An 18,626-nucleotide genomic window follows, 5' to 3' on the forward strand; every position below is an offset into this window, starting at 1 on the left:
CGGCCTCGGTCAGGGGCGCGGGGCCGCCGCCCGCTCCAGCATCTCCCGTACGACGGGCAGCGCCCCGGCGCGGTCCTCGGGGACCAGACCGATCCGGGTGCGGCGGTCCAGCAGGTCGGAGGCGTCCAGGGCGCCCTCGTGACGGAGCGCCCACAGCAGCTCGGCGCGGGTGACGGGATGGCCGGGGAGCACGGGCCCGGCCAGGGCGGGGTCCTCCGCGGCGAGGGCGTGGACGGCCACGGCCTCGGTGCCGTAGCGGTGGACCAGGCGGCGCGGCGCGGGCAGCGCCCGCAGCCGTCCGGGGGCGGCGGCACCGGTCAGGGGCAGGGCTGCGGTGGGGGAGGGGGCGGCGCGCAGGCCCCTGGCCGCGACGGCGGCGTCCACGGCGTCCTGTGCCATCCGCCGGTAGGTGGTGAGCTTGCCGCCGACCACGGTGGTGACACCGTCGGGCGAGGTGAGCACCGCGTGCCGGCGGGAGACGTCGGCGGTGCGGGCCGGGTCACCGTCCCCGGCGGAGGTGTCCAGCAGCGGGCGCAGCCCGGCGAAGGCGCCGACCACCTCCCGCCGGGCCACCGGGGCGTCCAGGACGGAGCCGAGCACGTCCAGCAGGAAGCCGATGTCGCTCTCGGGCACCTCGGGCACGTCCGGGATCCCCCCGTCCACCGGCTCGTCGGTCAGGCCGACGTAGACCCGGCCGTCCCCCTGGGGCAGCACCAGCACGAAGCGGTTGGTCTCCCCGGGGACCGGGATGTGCAGTCCGGCCGGCAGCGCGCCGAGCCGCTCCGAGCGCAGCACCAGATGGGTGCCGCGCGAGGGACGGATCCGGATCCCCTCGGCGAGGGCACCCGCCCACACCCCGGCCGCGTTGATCACGGCGTGCGCCCTGATCTCGCCCTCCTCGCCGGTGAGTTCGTCCCGGATCCGGGCGCCCGTCCCGGTCAGCTCCAGCGCCCGCACCCGGGTCAGCACCCGGGCGCCGTGCGCGGCGGCGGTCCGGGCGAGGGCGGTCACCAGCCGGGCGTCGTCGGTCACCCGGCCGTCCCAGGACAGCAGCCCGCCGCGCAGCCCGGCCGCGCGCACCGAGGGCGCCAGACGGCGGGCCTCAACCGCCGGCAGCCGGCGCGGCGCGGGCAGCACCCGCCGGGGTGTGCGGGCGGCCAGCCGCAGCGTGTCCCCGGCCCGGAACCCGGCCCACGCCAGCGCGGCCTGGGCCCGGGACACCAGCGGGGTCAGCGGCAGCACGAACGGCTGGGCGGCCACCAGGTGCGGCGCCGTACGGGTCATCAGCACCCCCCGCTCCACCGCGCTCTCGTGGGCCACGTCGAACTGCGCCGACGCCAGATAGCGCAGCCCGCCGTGGATCAGCTTCGAACTCCAGCGGGAGGTGCCGAAGGCGAGGTCCTGGGCGTCCACCGCGACGACGTCCAGCCCGCGGGCCGCCGCGTCCAGCGCCGCCCCGGCGCCCGTCGCGCCGAGCCCGACCACCAGGACGTCGGCCACCCGGCCGTCCGCGGCCTCGGCCAGTTCCCGGACCCGCCGGTGGGCGCTCAGGGACGAGCCGGGCGCGGCCTCGGTATGGCTCATGGCGTCAGGGTCCTCTCCAGAAGGGCGCGCAGTTCACCGAGGAACGCGGTGGAGTCCAGCTCCGGATCGTCCTCGTCGGTCATCGTGCGCAGGGACAGGGTGAAGGACTGCACGGTCAACAGCAGGGCGCGTGCCTGCCGTTCGACGTGGCCGGGCCGCACGGAGCCGTCCGCCCGGCCCTCGCGCAACGCGTCGCCCAGCAGCGCGAGCAGCGCCTCCTGGCTCGCGCCGCGCCGGTCGAGCACATAGGGCAGCAGCAGCTCCGGATCGACGTCGACGATCTTGCGGAACAGGGGATGCGCCCGGAATGCCTCGACCCCGGCCACCAGCCCGTCCACGATCCGGGTGCGGGTGCCGACACCGGGCACGGGCGCCGGCATCGCCCGGGTGGCCACGTCGATCCACTCACGGGTCATCAGATCGCCCACCAGGGTCCGCAGGTCCGGCCAGCGCCGGTAGAGCGTCATCCGGGAGACACCGGCGCGGCGGGCGACGTCGGCGAGCGTGGTGCGCCGCACGCCGACGGCCAGCACACAGTCGCGTGCCGCGTCGAGGACGGAATCGCTGTCCGCACCGTTGTGACGAATAGGCGTCATGTGTCACAGTGTAACGCCCCGAGGGCGGGACGGAAGGGCTCCGGCTCCGCGGACACCATCCGGCCCCTGCGGACCGACGACCGACCAGCCCCCCCGGGCCACCGCGCCGAGCGGTACGGCCAGCCAGCCGACCACCCCTCCGATCCCGTACGACCGGCCCGCCGGTCAGCCACCGCCGCGCTCCGTACGACCGGCTCGCCGGCCACCGTGCCGAGCCGCACGAAGACCAGCCCGCCGACCCTGTGAGGACGACCGTTCAATGGACATGCTGTGGAACGGCTGGGGCGACCCGGCCAAGGCGGCACCGCTGCCCGACACGGTTACCGGGCTGCTGCGCGACCTGCTCGGTGTCAAGCCGCGCACGCCCCACGCCCTCGGCCTGGCGGACATCCGCCCGCCCGCCGTCACGGCCCGCCCCGCCGCCCTGCGGGCGCTCGCCGAGGCAGTCAAAGGCGAGGAGCACGTCCGCACGGACCCCGAGAGCCGCATCCGGCACACCCGCGGCAAGTCCACCCCCGACCTGCTGCGCATCCGCGCCGGCGACCTCGCCGACGTGCCCCAGGCCGTCGTCCTGCCCGCGAGCCACGACGAGGTCCTCGCCGTGCTCCGTGCCTGCGCCGCGCACGGCCTGGCCATCGTCCCCTTCGGCGGCGGCACCTCCGTCGTCGGCGGACTCGCCCCGCAGCGCAGTGCGTTCGTCGCCCTCGACCTGCGCCGCATGGACGGCCTGCTCGACCTCGACCCGGTCTCGCGCACCGCCGTCCTCCAGCCCGGCCTGCGCGCCCCCGAGGCCGAACGGCGGCTCAACGACCGGGGCTACACCCTCGGCCACTTCCCGCAGTCCTTCGAGTGGGCCACCATCGGCGGGTTCGCCGCCGCCCGCTCCAGCGGCCAGGCGTCCGCCGGCTACGGCCGCTTCGACGAGATGGTGCTCGCCCTCACCCTCGCCACCCCCGAGGGCACCCTCGACACCGGCCGCGCCCCGCGCTCCGCCGCCGGGCCCGACCTGCGTCAGCTGATCCTCGGCTCCGAGGGCGCCTTCGGCGTCATCACCTCCGTCACCGTACGGATCCGCCCGCTGCCCGAGGGCCGGGTGTACGAGGGCTGGCGCTTCGGCTCCTTCGAGGAGGGCACCGCCGCGCTGCGCCGGCTCGCCCAGGACGGGCCCTGGCCGACCGTGCTGCGCCTGTCCGACGAGACCGAGACGCTCATCGGACTCGCCCAGCCCGACGCCATCGGCGCCGGCCCGGAGCAGGGCGGCGCCGGATGCCTGGCGATCACCGGCTACGAGGGCACGGCTGAGGACACCGCGTACCGCCGGGCGCGGGCGGCGGAGGTCCTGACGGCCTGCGGCGGCACCCCGATCGGCGCCGAACCCGGCGAACGCTGGGCGCGCGGCCGCTACTCCGCGCCCTATCTCCGCGACGCCCTCCTCGATGTCGGCGCCTTCGCCGAGACGCTGGAGACCGCCGCGTTCTGGTCCCGCGTCCCCGAGCTGTACACGGCCGTCCGCACCGCCCTGACCGACACCCTCACCCGGGCCGGCACCCCGCCCCTGGTGATGTGCCACATCTCCCACGTGTACGAGAACGGCGCCTCGCTGTACTTCACCGTCGTCAGCGCCCAGGGCGAGGACCCGGTGGCCCACTGGGCGCCCGCCAAGCACGCGGCGGGCGAAGCCGTCCTCGCGGCCGGCGGCACCATCTCCCACCACCACGGGATCGGCACCGACCACCGCGACTGGTACGTCCGCGAGGCCGGCCCGCTCGGCGTCTCGGCCCTGCGCGCCGTCAAGCGCCGCCTGGACCCGGACGGCCTGCTCAACCCCGGCGTCCTGCTGCCCACCGACTGACCCCGTCCGATCCGACCGCCTGCCTCGGAGGCCCACCGATGCGCCAGTTCACCGCCGTCGTCAACCCCACCGCGGGCGGCTCCACCCGGGCGGCGGCCCTGCTCCGCCTGGCCCGGCTGCTGCGCGAAGCCGGGGCCGGGCTGGAGACGGAGTACAGCCACAGCCTCGCCCACGCCCGGGACATCGCCCGCACGGCCGGCGAGCGCGGCCGGATCGTGCTGGCCGTGGGCGGCGACGGCATCGCCGGCGGCATGAGCGGCGCGCTCAGCGGCACCGGCACGGTCCTCGGCCTTGTCCCCGCCGGACGCGGCAACGACTTCGCCCGCGCGCTGGACCTGCCGGCCGACCCCGGGGCGCTGGCGGACATCCTGCTGCACGCCGAGCCCCGGCCCGTCGACACCATCGAGGTGGAGTCGGCCGTCCACCCGCGCACGGTCGTCCTGGGCAGCGTGTACGCCGGCGTGGACGCGGAGGCCAACCGGCACGCCAACAACTCCCGGCTGCTGCGCGGCGCGGCCTCCTACTACGCGGGCGGGCTGCGCGCGGTCACCTCCTGGCGGCCGGCCGACTACCGGGTCACCGTCGACGGAGCGGAGCACCTCCACCGCGGCTACACCGTCGTGGCCGCCAACTCCCCCTATTACGGCTCCGGCCGGCTCATCGCCCCCGGCGCGCGGGTGGACGACGGCCTGCTCGACATCGTGCTGATCCGCGAGGCCCCGCGCCGGCTGTTCTTCACCCTCATGAACGAGCTGCGGACCGGCGCCCACGTCCGCCGCCCCGAAGTGCGCGTGCTGCGCGGCCGGGAGCTGCGCGTCGAGGCCGGCCGGCCCGTGCCCTACGGCGCCGACGGCGAGGTGGAGGCCACCCTGCCGGTCACCCTGCGCGTCCGCCCCGCCGACCTGCCGGTCCTCTACTGACGCCGGCCCCGTGGCCCGGCAACTGGCCATACTCGTTTTCGACTTGGGGCGCATCACCCGCCCGGACACCGGGTAGGCGAAGGATGCCTGGGGAGGGGAGATGGCCGCATGACCGAGGAGCGGGCCGAGGGCGTGGTGTGGGCGGTCGTCGTGTACGACGGGCGGGTGCTGCTGGTCCCGGAGGCGGAGGGCTGGGGGCTGCCCTCGGGTGCCCCGCAACCGGCCGAGACACCCCAGGCCACCGCCGCGCGGGTCGTCTACGAGATCACCGGTTACCTGGTCGACGGCACCGAGCCGCTGGAACCAGCCGACGCCGACGCCGACGGCGGGACGGCCGTCCTGTGCCGCCTGCTGACCGAGTCACCGTCCGACGGCGGCCGCCTCACCCCGGACCACCTGCGCTGGGCACCGACAGGGGAGTCCACCGACGCCCGTCTGCCACCCTCCGTACGCCGCTACCTCGAGGGCCACGCCCCCCGTCTGAACCACCCTCCCCGGCCCTCCTGACCCCCGCCCCGCCGGACCGTCGCCGTCCGGTGGCCGGCACGGTCGCGAACGCCGCCGGCGGTGGTCACGGGCCAGGGCCCCGAGCGGCTCCGCGGGGCAGAGCAGCCTGGACGGACAGCCCACCGCGGTGCTTCACACCGCCGGGACGTTCCCCGAAGGCCGGCCGCCGGGCATGACGGCCGGACGGCCCGAAACGGCCGCGACCCACCGGGACAGCCGGACGGCCGGGCTGCCGACGGTCGCGGCGGGCGGAGCGGCCTGGGCGGTCGGAGTGAGCCCTGAGACGGTCCGACCACTCAGGGCGCTGCAGCCTCCCGTGACCGCCGGTGGTCACGGCCGCCCGGCCCGCACGATGACCTTGGTGTGCGCGTTGCCCGCGACCACCCCGGTCCGTCGGCAACGGCGCGGTGCCCCCGCCGGCACGGCCGGTCACGTGGCGCCCCGGCCGTCGCGCCCGTCCGCCCGGTCCCGCCCCCTCCCTCCGCTTGCGGTGCCGTCCGGCGGGGGTTTCAGTGAGGTAGGGACCCCTCGTGGGTCCCTCGCGTTGCCGACAGCGCGGACACCCCTCGCGGACGCCGCTCGCGGGTATCCCGCCGCGGATGGCCGATCCCCCACGCGCGCCAGGAGCCGTCATGTCGATGTCGTTCGGTGCACCGTTCGGTTCGTCGGACCCCTTCAGCGAGCTGCTGAATCGATTCTTCGGTATGTCGCCGGCGTCCTCGCCCCCAGCGGTGCAGCGCGTCCCCGTCGGACGGCTGCTGACCGAGTCGTCGCAGGCGCTGCTCAATCTGGCCGCGCAGCGGGCCGCCGCCGACGGCACCCCCGACCTGGACACCGAGCACCTGCTGTGGGCGGCCACCCGGGTCGACCCGTCGCGCCGGCTGCTCTCCCAGGCGGGCGTGGAGCCCGACGCGCTCGCCGCCGAGCTGGCCAAGGTGCTGCCCCGCGAGTCCGGCGCGCCCTCCGCTCAACCGGGACTGACCCCGGCGGCCAAGCGCACGCTGCGCGCCGCCTACGCCCGGTCGCAGGCCGCCGGTGTCTCCTACATCGGCCCCGAGCACATCCTCGGCGCCCTGATCGGCGACGACGACACCGGCGCCGCCCGGATGCTGCGGGCCGAGGGCCTGGACGCGGGGCGCCTGGCCGGCCTCACCGAACAGACGGCACCGCGCCCCGAGGCCGCCCAGGCCGAGCGCGGCCGGCCCGCCACCACCCTGGACGAGTTCGGCCGCGACCTGACCGAGGAGGCCAGGGCCGGCAAGCTCGACCCGGTCGTCGGGCGGGCCGACGAGATCGAGCAGACCGTGGAGATCCTCTCGCGGCGCTCCAAGAACAACCCCGTGCTGATCGGCGAACCCGGAGTCGGCAAGACCGCGATCGTGGAGGGACTCGCCCAGCGCATCGTGGCCGACGAGGTCCCCGGCACGCTGAAGGGGAAGCGGGTCGTCGCCCTGGACCTGTCGGGAATGGTGGCGGGCGCCCAGTACCGGGGCCAGTTCGAGGAACGGCTGAAGAAGGTCATCGAGGACGTCCAGGCGGCCGGCGGCGACATCATCCTGTTCATCGACGAACTGCACACGGTCGTCGGCGCCGGTGCCACCGGCGAGGGTGCCATGGACGCGGGCAACATGCTCAAGCCCGCCCTCGCGCGCGGGGAACTGCACGTCGTGGGCGCCACGACCATCGACGAGTACCGCAGGTACATCGAGAAGGACGCCGCCCTGGAACGCCGCTTCCAGCCGGTGCTGGTCCCGGAACCCACCGTCGAGGAGACGGTGCAGATCCTGGAAGGGCTGCGCGACTCCTACGAGGCACACCACCAGGTCCGTTTCGGCGACGGCGCGTTGGCCGCCGCGGCCGAACTGTCCGACCGGTACGTCAGCGACCGCTTCCTGCCCGACAAGGCCATCGACGTGATGGACCAGGCCGGTGCCCGGGTGCGGTTGCGCGGCAGCGGACGCTCCACCGAGATCGTCAGCCGCGAGGACCGCATCGCCAGGCTGCGGCGGGAACTCGACCAGGCCGTGTCCGCCGAGGACTTCGAGAAGGCGTCGGAGCTGAAGCGGCAGATCGCCGAGGTGGAGGGCGAACTCGCCGGTATCGAGGAGCGCCGCGAGGGCGTCGTCTCCGTCACGGCCTCCGACATCGCCGACGTCGTCTCCCGCCGCACCGGCATCCCGGTCTCCCAGCTCACCGCCGGCGAGAAGGAGAAACTGCTGCGTCTCGAGGAGGAGATGCACGCGCGCATCGTCGGCCAGGACGAGGCGGTCACCGCCGTCTCCCAGGCCGTACGCCGCAGCCGCGCCGGCATGGGCGACCCCAACCGTCCCGTGGGATCGTTCCTCTTCCTCGGCCCGACCGGTGTCGGCAAGACCGAACTCGCCAAGACCCTCGCCGCCCTGCTGTTCGGCAGCGAGGACCGCATGATCCGCTTCGACATGAGCGAGTTCCAGGAGAAGCACACCGTGGCCCGGCTGGTCGGCGCGCCGCCCGGATACGTCGGCTACGAGGAGGCGGGCCAGCTCACCGAGAAGGTCCGCCGCCAGCCCTACAGCGTGGTGCTCTTCGACGAGGTGGAGAAGGCCCACCCCGACATCTTCAACACCCTGCTGCAGATCCTGGACGACGGCCGGCTGACCGACGCCCAGGGCCGCACCGTCGACTTCCGGCACTGCGTCGTCATCATGACGTCCAACATCGGCGCGCACCGCATCCTCGACCACAAGGGCGATGTGTCCGACCTCAAGGGCGCGTTGATGGAGGACCTGCGCGGCCGGTTCCTGCCGGAGTTCCTCAACCGGATCGACGACATCATCGTCTTCCACGGCCTGACCGAGGACGACCTGGGGCGGATCCTGGACCATCTGCTCGACCAGAGCAGGCACAAGGTGCGCGCCCAGGGCATGGACCTGGAGGTCACCGGGAACGCCAAGAAGCTGCTCATCGCCCACGGCCACCAGCCGGAGTTCGGCGCCCGCCCGCTGCGCCGCACCATCCAGGCCGAACTCGACAACCGCATCGCCACCCTCCTGCTCGGCGGCGAGGCCGACCCCGGGGACACCATCGTCGCGGACGTGCGGGACGACTCGCTGCACTGCTCGGTGCGCCGGAACACCGACGCCGCACCCGCACCGGCCCCGTGACGGGGCAGGCACGGACACGGCCTCTCGCGGATCACGCGGCCGGAGGCTCACCGATGGACACCAGGACCGCCGTCGCCGGCCCGTCCGGAGTGTCGTAGCGCACGGTGTCGCCGGGCCGGCGGCCGAGCAGGGCGCGGCCGAGCGGGCTGTCGGCGGTGACCAGCGTCTGGTCCAGCGCCTCGGCGAGTTCGGCGATCCGGACCGTCTCCGTCTCACCGTCGGGGAAGCGGACGGTGACCGTGCTGCCCACACCGACCACGTCGGTCGGCGCGGGGCCGGCGGCCTCCGCCTCGCGCAGCCGCTCGGTGATGTCCTCGATCCGCCGGTCCAGGCGCCCCAGCTGGTCGGCGCGCCGCAACTCGTCGGCCTGGTCCGCCTGGTCGCCGGCCGGCGCGGAGGACTCCCGGAGCGTTCCGGCCACCAGCCGGCGCTCGTCCCGCAGGTCGGCCAGTTCCTGTTCCAGCGCGCGGCGGGCCTGGGTGCTGATCGGCTCCGGTTCACCGGTCACGGTGTCTGCTCCTTCGCGGGGCGGGTAACCGGAGGGAAGGGTCCGGCATTTCGCATCATAGGGGGAACAGTTGCGCTCAGGGTGTACGACGGATGGCACCGGGATAGTGTGCTTATGTCCTTGTATATGGGCTCATTCCGGTCCACGGAAAGGCACACAGGGAGGTACCGATGTCTTCGAAGCGACGCCGGAAGAAGAAGTCGCGCCGCAGTCACCCGGCCAACCACGGGAAGCGCCCGCAGTCCTGACGCCCGTGCTCCGGTCCGCCGGGGGGCTGCGGGCGCCCGCGGCGGGCCCTCAGGCCTCCAGGGCGTCCCGGATGCTCGGGTAGCAGGCGATCAGCGGGGTGAGGCCGACGATCTCCAGGGTGCGCAGGACGGGATTGCGCACGCCCGCCAGCCGTAGCCAGCCCGGCGGTTGATGGGCCTGGTGGCCGGCGATGAGGACGTTGATGCCGCTGGAGTCCATGAACGGCACCCCGCTCAGATCGGCGACCGTGCGCTCCCCGGGCACGGGATCCGCGGAGGTGAGGGCGTCTCTCAGCACCCCCGAGGTGTGATGGTCGATCTCGCCGATCACCGTGACGACGGTGACGCCGTCGATGGTGGACCGGATGACGGACAGCCGCTCCGGCCCCGCCTGTTCGTTCATCGCCGCCGTGTCCACCACGTGTTCCTCGTCTCCGCTCGCCCTGATCCTTGCCCAGCGCATTCCTCACCCATCGGCTGCCCCGGATCGCACGGAAGATGCCGACCGATCGGCGCTCTGGCGCATCTCGACAGCCGTGTACCGCATGACGGAAGATGTGTACCGTACTGCGGAATGTCGGGGGGCATCGGTGAGGGGGCGGAACGTGCGGGCGTACGGGGACCGGTGGTGGCGGCGGGCCGGGGGCCCCGGGCGGCGGCTGCTGCGCGGCCCGGCGCAGGTGATGTTCCAGGCCGACGCGCGGACCGGGGCCGTCTTCTGCCTCGCCCTGGCCACGGCCGACTGGCGCTACGGCGCCTACGCCCTCGGCGGCGCCGCCCTGGGCACCGGCACGGCAGGGCTGCTGCACGTCGCCCGCGACCGGGTGGAGCAGGGGCTGGAGGGCTTCAACTCCTGCCTCGTCGCCCTGTGGTGCGCGGTGTTCCTCGGCGCGGGCCGGCTGTCCACCGCGCTGCTCGCCGCCGCGGCCTGCGCGGTCACCGCGGTCGCCACCGCCGCCGTGGTCCGGCTGCTGCGGGTGTGGCGGCTGCCGCCGCTGACCCTGCCGTACTGCCTGCTGGCGAGCGCGGTCACGGTCGCCGCGCCCGCCTGCCGGCGGATCCGGCCGCATGACACCGGCCTCGCCGCGCCGCCTCGCCCGGCCACCGGACCGGCCGCACCCGGCCCGGACGACCTGTGGCGGGCCTTCTTCCGCAACATCTCCCAGGTCTTCTTCCTGGACGAGTGGTACGCGGGAGCGCTGCTCCTCGCGGGGCTGTTCCTGGCCGGCCGGGCCGTGGCCCTGCTGGCCTGCGCCGGCAGTGCCACGGGCATCCTGACCGCCTGGGCGCTCGGCGCACCGGATACCGCCCTCGCCGACGGCACCATGGGCTACAACGCGGTACTCGTCGCCATGGCCCTGTGCGGGGTGTTCCTCGCCGTGACGCCGGCCACCCTGCTGTACGCGCTGCTCGGCGCCGCGACGGCGACCGCCGTGACCCCGGCCGTCGCCCAGCTGCTCGCCCCCTCCGGGGGCCGGGCCCTCACCTGGCCGTTCGTGCTGACGACGCTCGGCTTCCTGGCCGCGGCCCGTTCCTTCCCCCGGCTCACCGCCCGGCGCCCCGCCCCGGAGGAGCCGCGCCCGCACCGGTCCGGCACCACGGCGCGCACTGCCTAGGAGGCTCGTCGTCCGGAGAGGTTCGGTGACCGGCCGCCGACGCCGGGACCGCCGCCGTCGACGCCCACGAGAGCCCCTGGAAGAGGGGCGCCCTCCACGGCTGCCGCGAGTCAGTCGTCGAAGACCGACGCGCTCAGCCGACCGGTCCGCCGCCGGGCCGGACCTTGCGCCAGCGGGCGTTGCACCAGGAGAAGAGGCCGAAGGCGGCCAGGCCGAGCGCGACCAGGGCGAGCAGCCACGGTCCGGCCGGCAGGTCCCGGAACGCGCGCAGGGTGTCGTCCATGCCCTTCGCCTGGCCCGGCTGATGCCGTACGGCCGCGACGAGGGCGAACACCCCGGCCGCCGCGAAGACGACGCCACGGGCCGTACCGCCGGTCACCCCCAGGGTCTCGACCACCGGCCGGGCCCGCCCGGACAGGGCCTCGGCCCGCAGGTGCTTGAGGAACTTGCGCCGCACGGCCCGCACCGCGATCCACAGCCCGGCCACCACCACGCCCGCCCCGGCGAGGCCGAGGAGCCACTGGCCGGCGGGCCACTGAAGCACCCGGGCGGTGACGTCGTCGGTGTGCCGGTCGGACGAGCCGCTGCCGCTGCCCCGGCTGCCGGCCGCGTAGGCGAGCACCGAGTAGGAGACGAAACAGTAGAAGAGGAATCGGAACAGGGCCGCCGCCCGCCGGGAGAGCTTGGACCCGTCGGGGCCCGACGCGCCGAACACGGCCTCCGAGAGCCGCCACAGGGCCATTCCGGCGAGCGCGACGCCCACGATCCACAGCAATGCCGACCCGAACGGCCGCGCGGCCAGCTCGCCGAGCGCGCCGCCCCGGTCGGCCTGGCGCTCGCCGCCGCCACCGCCCAGGGCGATCCGCAGGGCGAGCACCGCCACCAGTACGTAGATGAGGCCACGCGCCGCGAAACCGGCCCGGGCCGCCATGGCCATGGGTCTGCTGTCCGCTGCCCGGGCCGAAGAGCGCAGTACGTCCATACACCGCCGATGCCCCCGCGGCCCGGGCCGACACCTGCCCGGGCCGGGCCGTTCACCGCGGTGCGGCGCGGGTACGGCCGGCGGGGCGCCGTCGCCGGCGCCGCGGGTGACCGCCGAGCGACACCACGCAGGCCCCGGCGGTCAGCAGCCCGCCGGTGAGGAGGACGCCCCGCGGCCCGGCGTGCGGCAGGACCAGCGCCCCGAGCGCGGCGCCCGCCGCGATCCCGGCGTTGTAGCAGCCGGAATTCGCCGCGAGCGCCAGGTCCGTACGGCCCGGGGCGCAATGCAGCATCACGTTCTGGGCGGCCATGAACACCGGCCCGAGCGCCCCGCCCGTCAGCACCAGGAACACCACCGCCGCCCCGGGCCGGTCACCGGCCGCGTACAGGCCGAGCATGCCCACGGCCTGTACGGCCACGGCGGCGGTCAACGCCGCGTGCGGGAAGCGGTCCAGCAGGACGGCGGTCACGCTCACCCCGGCCAGGCACGCGGCACCGAAGACCGAGAGCAGCGTGCCGACCGCGCCCGGCGTGAACCCGCTCACGCGCTCCAGGAACACCACGAGATAGGTGTATCCCGCGAACGCGCCGGTGGCGGAGAGGGCCCCCGCCGCGAGCACGGTGGCGAACCGGCGGGCGTCGGGACCGGCCGCGTAGGCGGCGGGCTCCTCCTCCGGGCGCGATTCCGGCAACAGGGCGGCGACCGTCATGAGACAGACCAGGCCCAGCGCGGCCGGCAGGGCGAACGGCAGCCGCCAGCCGCTGTGCCGGCCCAGCCAGGTCGCGGCCGGCACGCCGAGCACCAGGGCGAGAGAACCGGCCACGGACAGCGCCCCGACCACCCGACCGCGCACCCCGGGCGCGAACAGACCCGCCGCGACCGGTCCCGCCACGGCCCAGAACAGTGCCTGGGCGAGGGCGGCCGGCAGCCGCGCCGCGAGGAGGACCCCATAGGAGGGGGCCAGCGCCGAGACGATGCCGGAGACGACCAGCGCGGCCAGCAGCCCGGCGAGCACATGGCGCCGGGGCACCGCCCGCAGGACACGGGCGAGCGGCACGGAAGCCACGGCCACCGTCAGGCCGTAACCGGTGACGAGCAGGCCGGCCGCCGGCAGGGACACCCGCAGGCTCCGGGCGACCGGCTCCAGCAGGCCGACCGGCAGGCTCTCCACGGTGTTGAGGGTGAAGGCGGCCAGCATCAGGGCCGCGAGCACGGCCGCCCTGCGCCACAGCGCCGTCCGGGCCGTGACCCCGCGTGCCCCCGCCGTCCCGGCCCGTCGCGCGAGTCGCGTGGCACCGTCCATGGCGCCACCCCACCCGGCCCACCGGCCCCGCCGCAACCGAATTCATCCGCCGCCGGGACGGCCCCGACGCCGTGCCGGGCCACCGGATAATCGCTGGCTTCCCATTCCTCGACCGATGAGACTCCCGCCGTGACGCTTCACGAGAACGAGATCCCGGTCGACGAGGCACTGGTGCGATCGCTGCTGGCGGAACAGCGCCCGGAGTGGGCCGCCCTGCCCTTGTCGCCGGCGGGCGCGGGCACGGACAACACCATGTACCGGCTGGGCGACGACCTGCTGGTGCGCCTCCCGCGAACCGCCGGCAACGGACGGGCCCTGCGGAAGGAACAGCGATGGCTTCCCCGCCTGGCGCCCCTCCTTCCCCGTCCGATCCCCGAACCCGTCCACGCCGGGACGCCCACCGGCGCCTTCCCGCAGGTCTGGTCGGTCCACCGCTGGATCGACGGTGACGAGGCCGGCCCGGACAGCGTGCGGGACTGGGCCGCCTTCGGAGCCGACCTGGCGGCGTTCGTGAGGGAGCTCCACCGCGTCGACCTCATGGGAGCGACCCGCACGGGCGACCTCAGCTGGTACCGCGGAGGCGGTCTGGAGCCGTGCGACCAGTGGGTCGGCAGATGTCTCGACGACTGCCGGGCCACCGTGGGATCCGAACTCGACATCGACGCCCTGGCAGAGCTGTGGCGAGCCGCGCTCGCACTGCCCGAGTCCTCCGCACCTCATGTGTGGCTCCACGGCGACCTCAAACCGACCAACCTCCTGGCCCGGGAGGGCAGGCTCCACGCGGTGATCGACTTCGGGGCGCTCTCGGTCGGCCGGCCCGACGCGGAGCACGCCACGCTCTGGGACCTGCCGCCCCAGGCACGACGGGCCTACTGGGACGCCATGAACCTCGACGACGCGACTTGGACCCGCGCCCGGGCGTGGGCGATCGCGGTGGGCGCGAGCGGGATCTCCTTCTACTGGCACACCTTCCCCGCCTTCGTGGCCGAATGCCGGGCACGACTGCGAGCGATCCTCGCCGACGCCGCCGCGCGCTGAGCCTCCCCGGTCCGGCAAAACGACGTACGGGCTCACCGCCTAAGGGGACGGGGCGCCGAGATCCGCGAGGAATGCCTCCAGCAGGCCGTGCAGGACCTCCGGGCGTTCCATGTGGAGGTCGTGGCCGGTGCCGGGGACGCTCACGGCCAGGGTCGCCGGGCGCTGTGCCAGCATCGCGTCGACGACCGGTGCCGGGACCAGACCCGACCGGGCGAAGACGGCCAGGGCGGGGCAGCCGACCCGCCGCCACGCGGGCAGGGAGGAACACCGGGCGGTCTCCGTCAGCACGGCGAGCATCACGTCACGGTCGAAGCGGGGGCGCCAGCCGTCCTCGTGGCGCTCCAGGCCGGCCGCCCAGCCCTCGCCCGCCGGGCCGCCGCCGAAAAAGGAGGCCGCCGCCGCCCGGGAGGGGAAGGGCACCGGCCACGAGTCCAGCCACGCGCCGATCGCCCGAGGAGCCCGGGGATCGGGATCGCGGGGCGCGGCCTCCACGAGGACGAGCCCGCGGACCAGCGCGGGGTGGGCGGCGGCGGTCAGCAGCGCCGTGTGACCGCCGAGCGACTGCCCGACCAGCACGGGCCGGTCCAGCCCCAGCCGCTCGGCGACCGCCACCACGTCCGCGACGAAGGCCGCGCGCGAGACGTCGCCGGGGCGCCGCTCGCTCGCGCCGTGCCCGCGCTGGTCGATCGCGACCACCCGGTGACGCCCCGACAGCCTCTTTGCCAGGGCGTCCCATTCACCGACGTGGCCCGCCAGGCCGTGCAGCAGCACGACCGCCGGACCCGGGCCCCCGCCCCCGTCACGGCAGACCAGCCGGACTCCGTCCCGGACGACCACCCGCCGCGACCACTCCACAACCGGCCTCCCGTGTACCGTCGTTCGTCACTCCCGGGCGCGGCGCACGGCCCGTCCACGGGCGTGCACCCGGCTCACGGGCGTCCGCCGCGCTCCAGCGGGATCCGCTCGCCGGCCTCCACCGCCACCGACAGCCGGTTCCCGGCGGGCGGCAACGGGCAGGTGGCCAGGTCGGTGTAGGCGCACGGCAGGTTCCCGGCGCGGTTGAAGTCGAGCGTGACCGTGCCGTCGGGGCCGGGCGCGTCGATGTACAGCGAGCGGTTCGCCGCGTACGTCGTCACGCCCGAGGTGGCGTCCGTGAACAGCACCATGAGCCCGCCGGGACCGCGGCCGTCGAACGCGGTGAGCCGGTGCCGCGCGCCGGCCAGCTCGAACTCGACCTGGCCGGGGGAGCCGTAGACGTGCTCCAGCCCCTCCACGGCGGCGCCCACGGTGACCGGCCGGGGCTGGTCGTAGGGCAGGAAACGGCCGGGGACGACCCAGCGCGGATCCGGGGCGTAGGCGGGTGTGTGACGGAAGGACGTGCGCAGCGCGTTGTCCGGGTGGCGGGGCCGCAGGATGTCGTGGCCGCCGCGCCGGGCGACCTCGAGCCGGGCCTCGCCCCAGTCGGCGTACCGGCTCTCCCGCTCGGGGACGAGCCCGAAGGAGTGCCGGCCGCGCACCACCGCGCCGTCCACCACCAGCTCCTCGCCCTCGCCGAGTTCGACCACCACACCGTCCCCGGTGGCCGACCAGGCCCCGGGAGCGTCGGCGAAGCGGGCCGGTTCGGGGCCCAGCCAGTGCAGGCCGGTGATGGCGAGGAAGCCGTGCGGTCCCGCCAGCGTCTCCTCCTTGACCCGGTGCCATTCCTCCCACTCCCTGACGAAGGCCGGCCGGTCGATGTCCTGGACGGTCATGCCCACTCCCTCAGTCCGGTGCCGCCGGTCGAGTCCGGCGCCCGCGTCAACGACCGCGCCCCGGCCGATCATCCCGGCCGCCGATATGGAAACGTCGGCGACACAAACCCGGGGATCCGACCGCCCCGCCGGGCCCGGAGCGTCCGGTGCGGGAGCGTGGGGGCGTGGTCACTAGGATGTGACGTCAAGACAACCATGCGACCGGCCCGTTCCACGCGTGCCGGTCGGGGTCGCCGATGCCAGGGACCGCTCCCCGGGCTGCGGTGATCTTCCTTCCCAGGAGGACCCTCCGCATGTTCCGACGAATAGGCAACGCCGTCGTCCGTCATCCCATTTGGACGATCGTGGCGTGGCTGATCGCCGCGGTGGCGATAGTGGCCACCGCCCCGAGCCTGCCCTCGAACAGTGACGAGAGCAGTTTCCTACCCAAGAGTTACGAGTCCATCAAAGCGGCGGACCTCCAGCAGAAGGCGTTCCCCAGCGCCTTCACGCCGTCCGCGATCGCGCTCTACCAGCGCACCGACGGCGGCAAGCTCACCGCCGCCGACCAGAAGGACGTCGCCCGGATCACCACCGAGCTGGGCGAGAAGCACATCGACCAGGTCCAGAAGGTCGTCCCCGGCCAGCCGTCGAAGGACGGCAAGTACACCCTGACCCTGGTACAGATGGACAGCAAGAACGCCGGTCAGCCCAAACAGGCGGACGCGGCGAAGGAGTTGCGTGAGGAGGCCAGGAAACTGGCCAAGGGCACGCACCTCGACGTCAAGCTCGGCGGCTCCGCGGCACAGGCGCTCGACCAGCAGGACTCGTCCAAGCGAGGCGAGGCACTCATCGGTATCGGCACCTTCGTCATCATCCTGGTGACCCTGCTGATCATCTTCCGGGCGCCGATCCTCGCGGTACTGCCCCTGGTGCTGATCGGCCTGGTGTCCGCCGTCGCCAACGGCCTGATCGCCTACGCCACCAAGCTGTTCGGTCTCCAGGCCAACAGCTCGATCTCGTCGATCCTCATCGTCGTCCTCTTCGGCGTCGGCACCGACTACTTCCTCTTCCTGATCTTCCGTTACCGCGAGAGCCTGCGCGCCGGGGACGAACCCAAACAGGCCATGATCAACGCGGTGGACCGGGTCGGCGAGGCCATCGCCTCGGCGGCCGGAGCGGTCATCATCGCCTTCCTCGCCCTGGTGCTGTCCACGCTGGGCTTCCTCAAGCAGATGGGCCCGGCGCTCGCCATCGCGGTCGGCGCCACCCTGATCGCGGGCCTGACCCTGATCCCGGCCGTGGTCTCGCTGATCGGGCCGAAGGTCTTCTGGCCGTCGAAGTCCTGGCAGAAGGAGCCGCAGAACGCCCGCTTCGCCGCCCTCGGCCGGGGCGTCCAGCGCCGCCCGGCGCTGACCGCCGTCGTCTCCGGGCTCATCCTGCTCGTCCTGTCGGCCGGCACCTTCGGCTTCAAGGCCACCTTCGACCTGGCGTCGGGCTCCATGCCCGAGACCAAGGAGTCCATGGTCGTCCAGGACCGGATGCAGCAGGCGTACTCGGCGGGCGCGGCGGCGCCCACCGACGTCTACCTGTCCAGCACCGACGGCAAGCAGCTGGACGGGTCCCGCTTCAAGGAGTACGCCCGGAAGCTGGGCGAGGTGGACGGCGTCGCCAGCGCTCGCATGACCCAGCTCAACAAGGAGGGCACCACCGCCGACTTCACCGTCACGCTGAAGTACGAGGCGTCGACGGACAAGGCGATCGACGCCGTGGGCCGGGTCCGCGACGTCGCGCACTCGGCGGCGCCCGACGGCACCGAGGCGTACGTCGGCGGCATGTCCTCGATCTACAAGGACATCGACGCGGCGGTCAACCACGACTACCGCACGGTCTTCCCGGTAGCCGCCCTCCTCATCATGATCATTCTGGGGCTGCTGCTGCGCAGCGTGGTCGCCCCGTGGTACCTGATCGCCTCGGTCGGCCTCGGCTTCGGTGCCACCCTCGGCGCCACCGTGTGGATCTTCCAGGACTGGCAGGGCCACTCGGGTCTGATGTTCATGCTGCCGGTGATCATGTACCTCTTCGTGGTCGCGATCGGCACCGACTACAACATCCTCATGATCGCCCGGCTGCGTGAGGAGGCCCGCGAGGGCCGCGAGCCGCGCGAGGCGGCCGGCATGGCGCTCCGGCACGCCGGGCCGACCGTGGCCGCGGCGGGCTTCATCCTGGCGGCGACCTTCGCCACGATGATGCTGGCGGGCAACTCGCTGCTGTCGGAGATGGGCTTCGCGGTCTCCTTCGGCATCGTGGTGGCCGCGTTCGTCATGGCGATGTTCTTCACCCCGAGCCTGACGGCCCTGATCGGCCACGCCGCCTGGTGGCCGGGCCACGGTGACCGGGCCAGGACGCCGGGCACCGGTTCCGGTGCGGTCCGGCGCGACGAGGACCGGGACCCCATCGCCCACGATCCGGCCGGGCGCCGCGGCTAGCGGCAGCCGGATCCACCGACGAGTCCTGGGGGGGGGGGGGGGGGGGGGGGGGGGGGGGTTTGTTGGGGGGGGGGGGGGGTGTTCCCTGCGGTGTTCACCCCCCCTTCTGA

16 protein-coding genes are annotated in these 18,626 nt (G+C 74.4%); 8 read left to right on the plus strand and 8 right to left on the minus strand.

Annotated elements, in window-relative coordinates:
* Positions 1-9: 9 nt before the first annotated feature.
* Both ACZ4W9_RS23380 and ACZ4W9_RS23385 read right to left on the minus strand, forming a co-directional pair.
* Entirely contained in the window at positions 10-1,584 is a 1,575-nt protein-coding gene (locus ACZ4W9_RS23380; protein ID WP_467938847.1) for a glycerol-3-phosphate dehydrogenase/oxidase, read from the minus strand.
* Positions 1,581-2,180 carry a TetR/AcrR family transcriptional regulator gene (locus tag ACZ4W9_RS23385; RefSeq protein ID WP_467938848.1) on the minus strand — a complete coding sequence of 200 codons (600 nt, stop codon included), beginning with the start codon at positions 2,178-2,180 and terminating at the stop codon, positions 1,581-1,583. Before ACZ4W9_RS23385 ends, ACZ4W9_RS23380 begins: the two co-directional genes overlap by 4 nt.
* A gap of 259 nt (positions 2,181-2,439) precedes the next feature.
* On the opposite strand from ACZ4W9_RS23385, the gene ACZ4W9_RS23390 reads away from it, so the two are divergent.
* The 4 genes from ACZ4W9_RS23390 (at position 2,440) to ACZ4W9_RS23405 (ending at position 8,602) form a co-directional block, all read left to right on the plus strand.
* Complete coding sequence (locus tag ACZ4W9_RS23390; protein ID WP_467938850.1) at positions 2,440-4,032, plus strand: FAD-binding oxidoreductase; 1,593 nt, start codon at positions 2,440-2,442, stop codon at positions 4,030-4,032.
* A 38-nt stretch (positions 4,033-4,070) separates the two neighbouring features.
* Positions 4,071-4,952, plus strand: a complete 882-nt coding sequence (locus ACZ4W9_RS23395; protein ID WP_467938852.1) for a diacylglycerol kinase family protein — start codon at positions 4,071-4,073, stop codon at positions 4,950-4,952.
* 108 nt (positions 4,953-5,060) lie between these two features.
* The gene (locus ACZ4W9_RS23400) at positions 5,061-5,459 is read left to right on the plus strand and encodes an NUDIX hydrolase (RefSeq protein WP_467938854.1); all 399 of its coding nucleotides are present in this window, start codon (positions 5,061-5,063) and stop codon (positions 5,457-5,459) included.
* Between the two features lie 632 nt (positions 5,460-6,091).
* On the plus strand, positions 6,092-8,602 hold the full coding sequence (locus tag ACZ4W9_RS23405; protein ID WP_467938856.1) for an ATP-dependent Clp protease ATP-binding subunit: 2,511 nt from the start codon (positions 6,092-6,094) through the stop codon (positions 8,600-8,602).
* Between the two features lie 31 nt (positions 8,603-8,633).
* On the opposite strand, the gene ACZ4W9_RS23410 is transcribed toward ACZ4W9_RS23405, so the two are convergent.
* Positions 8,634-9,110: a GreA/GreB family elongation factor gene (locus ACZ4W9_RS23410; RefSeq protein ID WP_467938858.1), complete on the minus strand. Its 477-nt coding sequence runs from the start codon at positions 9,108-9,110 to the stop codon at positions 8,634-8,636.
* Positions 9,111-9,280: 170 nt separating this feature from the next.
* Here ACZ4W9_RS23410 and ACZ4W9_RS23415 point away from each other — a divergent pair, with 170 nt between their 5' ends.
* A complete protein-coding gene (locus ACZ4W9_RS23415) occupies positions 9,281-9,358 on the plus strand; it encodes a 50S ribosomal protein bL37 (protein WP_467939010.1) in 78 nt (25 codons plus the stop codon).
* Positions 9,359-9,407: 49 nt separating this feature from the next.
* Here ACZ4W9_RS23415 and ACZ4W9_RS23420 read toward each other — a convergent pair whose 3' ends face one another.
* Positions 9,408-9,821 carry an STAS domain-containing protein gene (locus tag ACZ4W9_RS23420; protein WP_467938860.1) on the minus strand — a complete coding sequence of 138 codons (414 nt, stop codon included), beginning with the start codon at positions 9,819-9,821 and terminating at the stop codon, positions 9,408-9,410.
* Between the two features lie 142 nt (positions 9,822-9,963).
* On the opposite strand from ACZ4W9_RS23420, the gene ACZ4W9_RS23425 reads away from it, so the two are divergent.
* Positions 9,964-10,974 carry an urea transporter gene (locus ACZ4W9_RS23425; RefSeq protein ID WP_467938862.1) on the plus strand — a complete coding sequence of 337 codons (1,011 nt, stop codon included), beginning with the start codon at positions 9,964-9,966 and terminating at the stop codon, positions 10,972-10,974.
* 133 nt (positions 10,975-11,107) lie between these two features.
* Here ACZ4W9_RS23425 and ACZ4W9_RS23430 read toward each other — a convergent pair whose 3' ends face one another.
* Positions 11,108-11,911, minus strand: a complete 804-nt coding sequence (locus tag ACZ4W9_RS23430) for a DUF1206 domain-containing protein (RefSeq protein WP_467938864.1) — start codon at positions 11,909-11,911, stop codon at positions 11,108-11,110.
* Between the two features lie 97 nt (positions 11,912-12,008).
* Positions 12,009-13,259, minus strand: a complete 1,251-nt coding sequence (locus ACZ4W9_RS23435; RefSeq protein ID WP_467938866.1) for an MFS transporter — start codon at positions 13,257-13,259, stop codon at positions 12,009-12,011.
* A gap of 129 nt (positions 13,260-13,388) precedes the next feature.
* Between ACZ4W9_RS23435 and ACZ4W9_RS23440 the strand changes: the two genes are divergently transcribed.
* A complete protein-coding gene (locus tag ACZ4W9_RS23440; RefSeq protein ID WP_467938868.1) occupies positions 13,389-14,297 on the plus strand; it encodes an aminoglycoside phosphotransferase family protein in 909 nt (302 codons plus the stop codon).
* 39 nt (positions 14,298-14,336) lie between these two features.
* On the opposite strand, the gene ACZ4W9_RS23445 is transcribed toward ACZ4W9_RS23440, so the two are convergent.
* Positions 14,337-15,152, minus strand: coding sequence for an alpha/beta fold hydrolase (locus ACZ4W9_RS23445; RefSeq protein WP_467938870.1), 816 nt, complete (start codon positions 15,150-15,152; stop codon positions 14,337-14,339).
* A gap of 74 nt (positions 15,153-15,226) precedes the next feature.
* Positions 15,227-16,048, minus strand: coding sequence for a DUF1684 domain-containing protein (locus ACZ4W9_RS23450; RefSeq protein WP_467938872.1), 822 nt, complete (start codon positions 16,046-16,048; stop codon positions 15,227-15,229).
* 293 nt (positions 16,049-16,341) lie between these two features.
* On the opposite strand from ACZ4W9_RS23450, the gene ACZ4W9_RS23455 reads away from it, so the two are divergent.
* Positions 16,342-18,516, plus strand: a complete 2,175-nt coding sequence (locus ACZ4W9_RS23455) for an MMPL family transporter (protein WP_467938874.1) — start codon at positions 16,342-16,344, stop codon at positions 18,514-18,516.
* Positions 18,517-18,626: the final 110 nt, after the last annotated feature.

It is taken from the genome of Streptomyces sp. NPDC029296 (genome assembly GCF_055569255.1).

What these genes read in the sequence shown, in the direction of transcription:
- ACZ4W9_RS23420 (WP_467938860.1), bottom strand. Translation starts at nt 9,821, where the DNA reads ATGCGCTGGGCAAGGATCAGGGCGAGCGGAGACGAGGAACACGTGGTG.
- ACZ4W9_RS23450 (WP_467938872.1), bottom strand. Translation starts at nt 16,048, where the DNA reads ATGACCGTCCAGGACATCGACCGGCCGGCCTTCGTCAGGGAGTGGGAG.
- ACZ4W9_RS23435 (WP_467938866.1), bottom strand. Translation starts at nt 13,259, where the DNA reads ATGGACGGTGCCACGCGACTCGCGCGACGGGCCGGGACGGCGGGGGCA.
- ACZ4W9_RS23415 (WP_467939010.1), top strand. Translation starts at nt 9,281, where the DNA reads ATGTCTTCGAAGCGACGCCGGAAGAAGAAGTCGCGCCGCAGTCACCCG.
- ACZ4W9_RS23380 (WP_467938847.1), bottom strand. Translation starts at nt 1,584, where the DNA reads ATGAGCCATACCGAGGCCGCGCCCGGCTCGTCCCTGAGCGCCCACCGG.
- ACZ4W9_RS23395 (WP_467938852.1), top strand. Translation starts at nt 4,071, where the DNA reads ATGCGCCAGTTCACCGCCGTCGTCAACCCCACCGCGGGCGGCTCCACC.
- ACZ4W9_RS23405 (WP_467938856.1), top strand. Translation starts at nt 6,092, where the DNA reads ATGTCGATGTCGTTCGGTGCACCGTTCGGTTCGTCGGACCCCTTCAGC.
- ACZ4W9_RS23385 (WP_467938848.1), bottom strand. Translation starts at nt 2,180, where the DNA reads ATGACGCCTATTCGTCACAACGGTGCGGACAGCGATTCCGTCCTCGAC.
- ACZ4W9_RS23390 (WP_467938850.1), top strand. Translation starts at nt 2,440, where the DNA reads ATGGACATGCTGTGGAACGGCTGGGGCGACCCGGCCAAGGCGGCACCG.
- ACZ4W9_RS23455 (WP_467938874.1), top strand. Translation starts at nt 16,342, where the DNA reads ATGTTCCGACGAATAGGCAACGCCGTCGTCCGTCATCCCATTTGGACG.
- ACZ4W9_RS23430 (WP_467938864.1), bottom strand. Translation starts at nt 11,911, where the DNA reads ATGGCCATGGCGGCCCGGGCCGGTTTCGCGGCGCGTGGCCTCATCTAC.
- ACZ4W9_RS23400 (WP_467938854.1), top strand. Translation starts at nt 5,061, where the DNA reads ATGACCGAGGAGCGGGCCGAGGGCGTGGTGTGGGCGGTCGTCGTGTAC.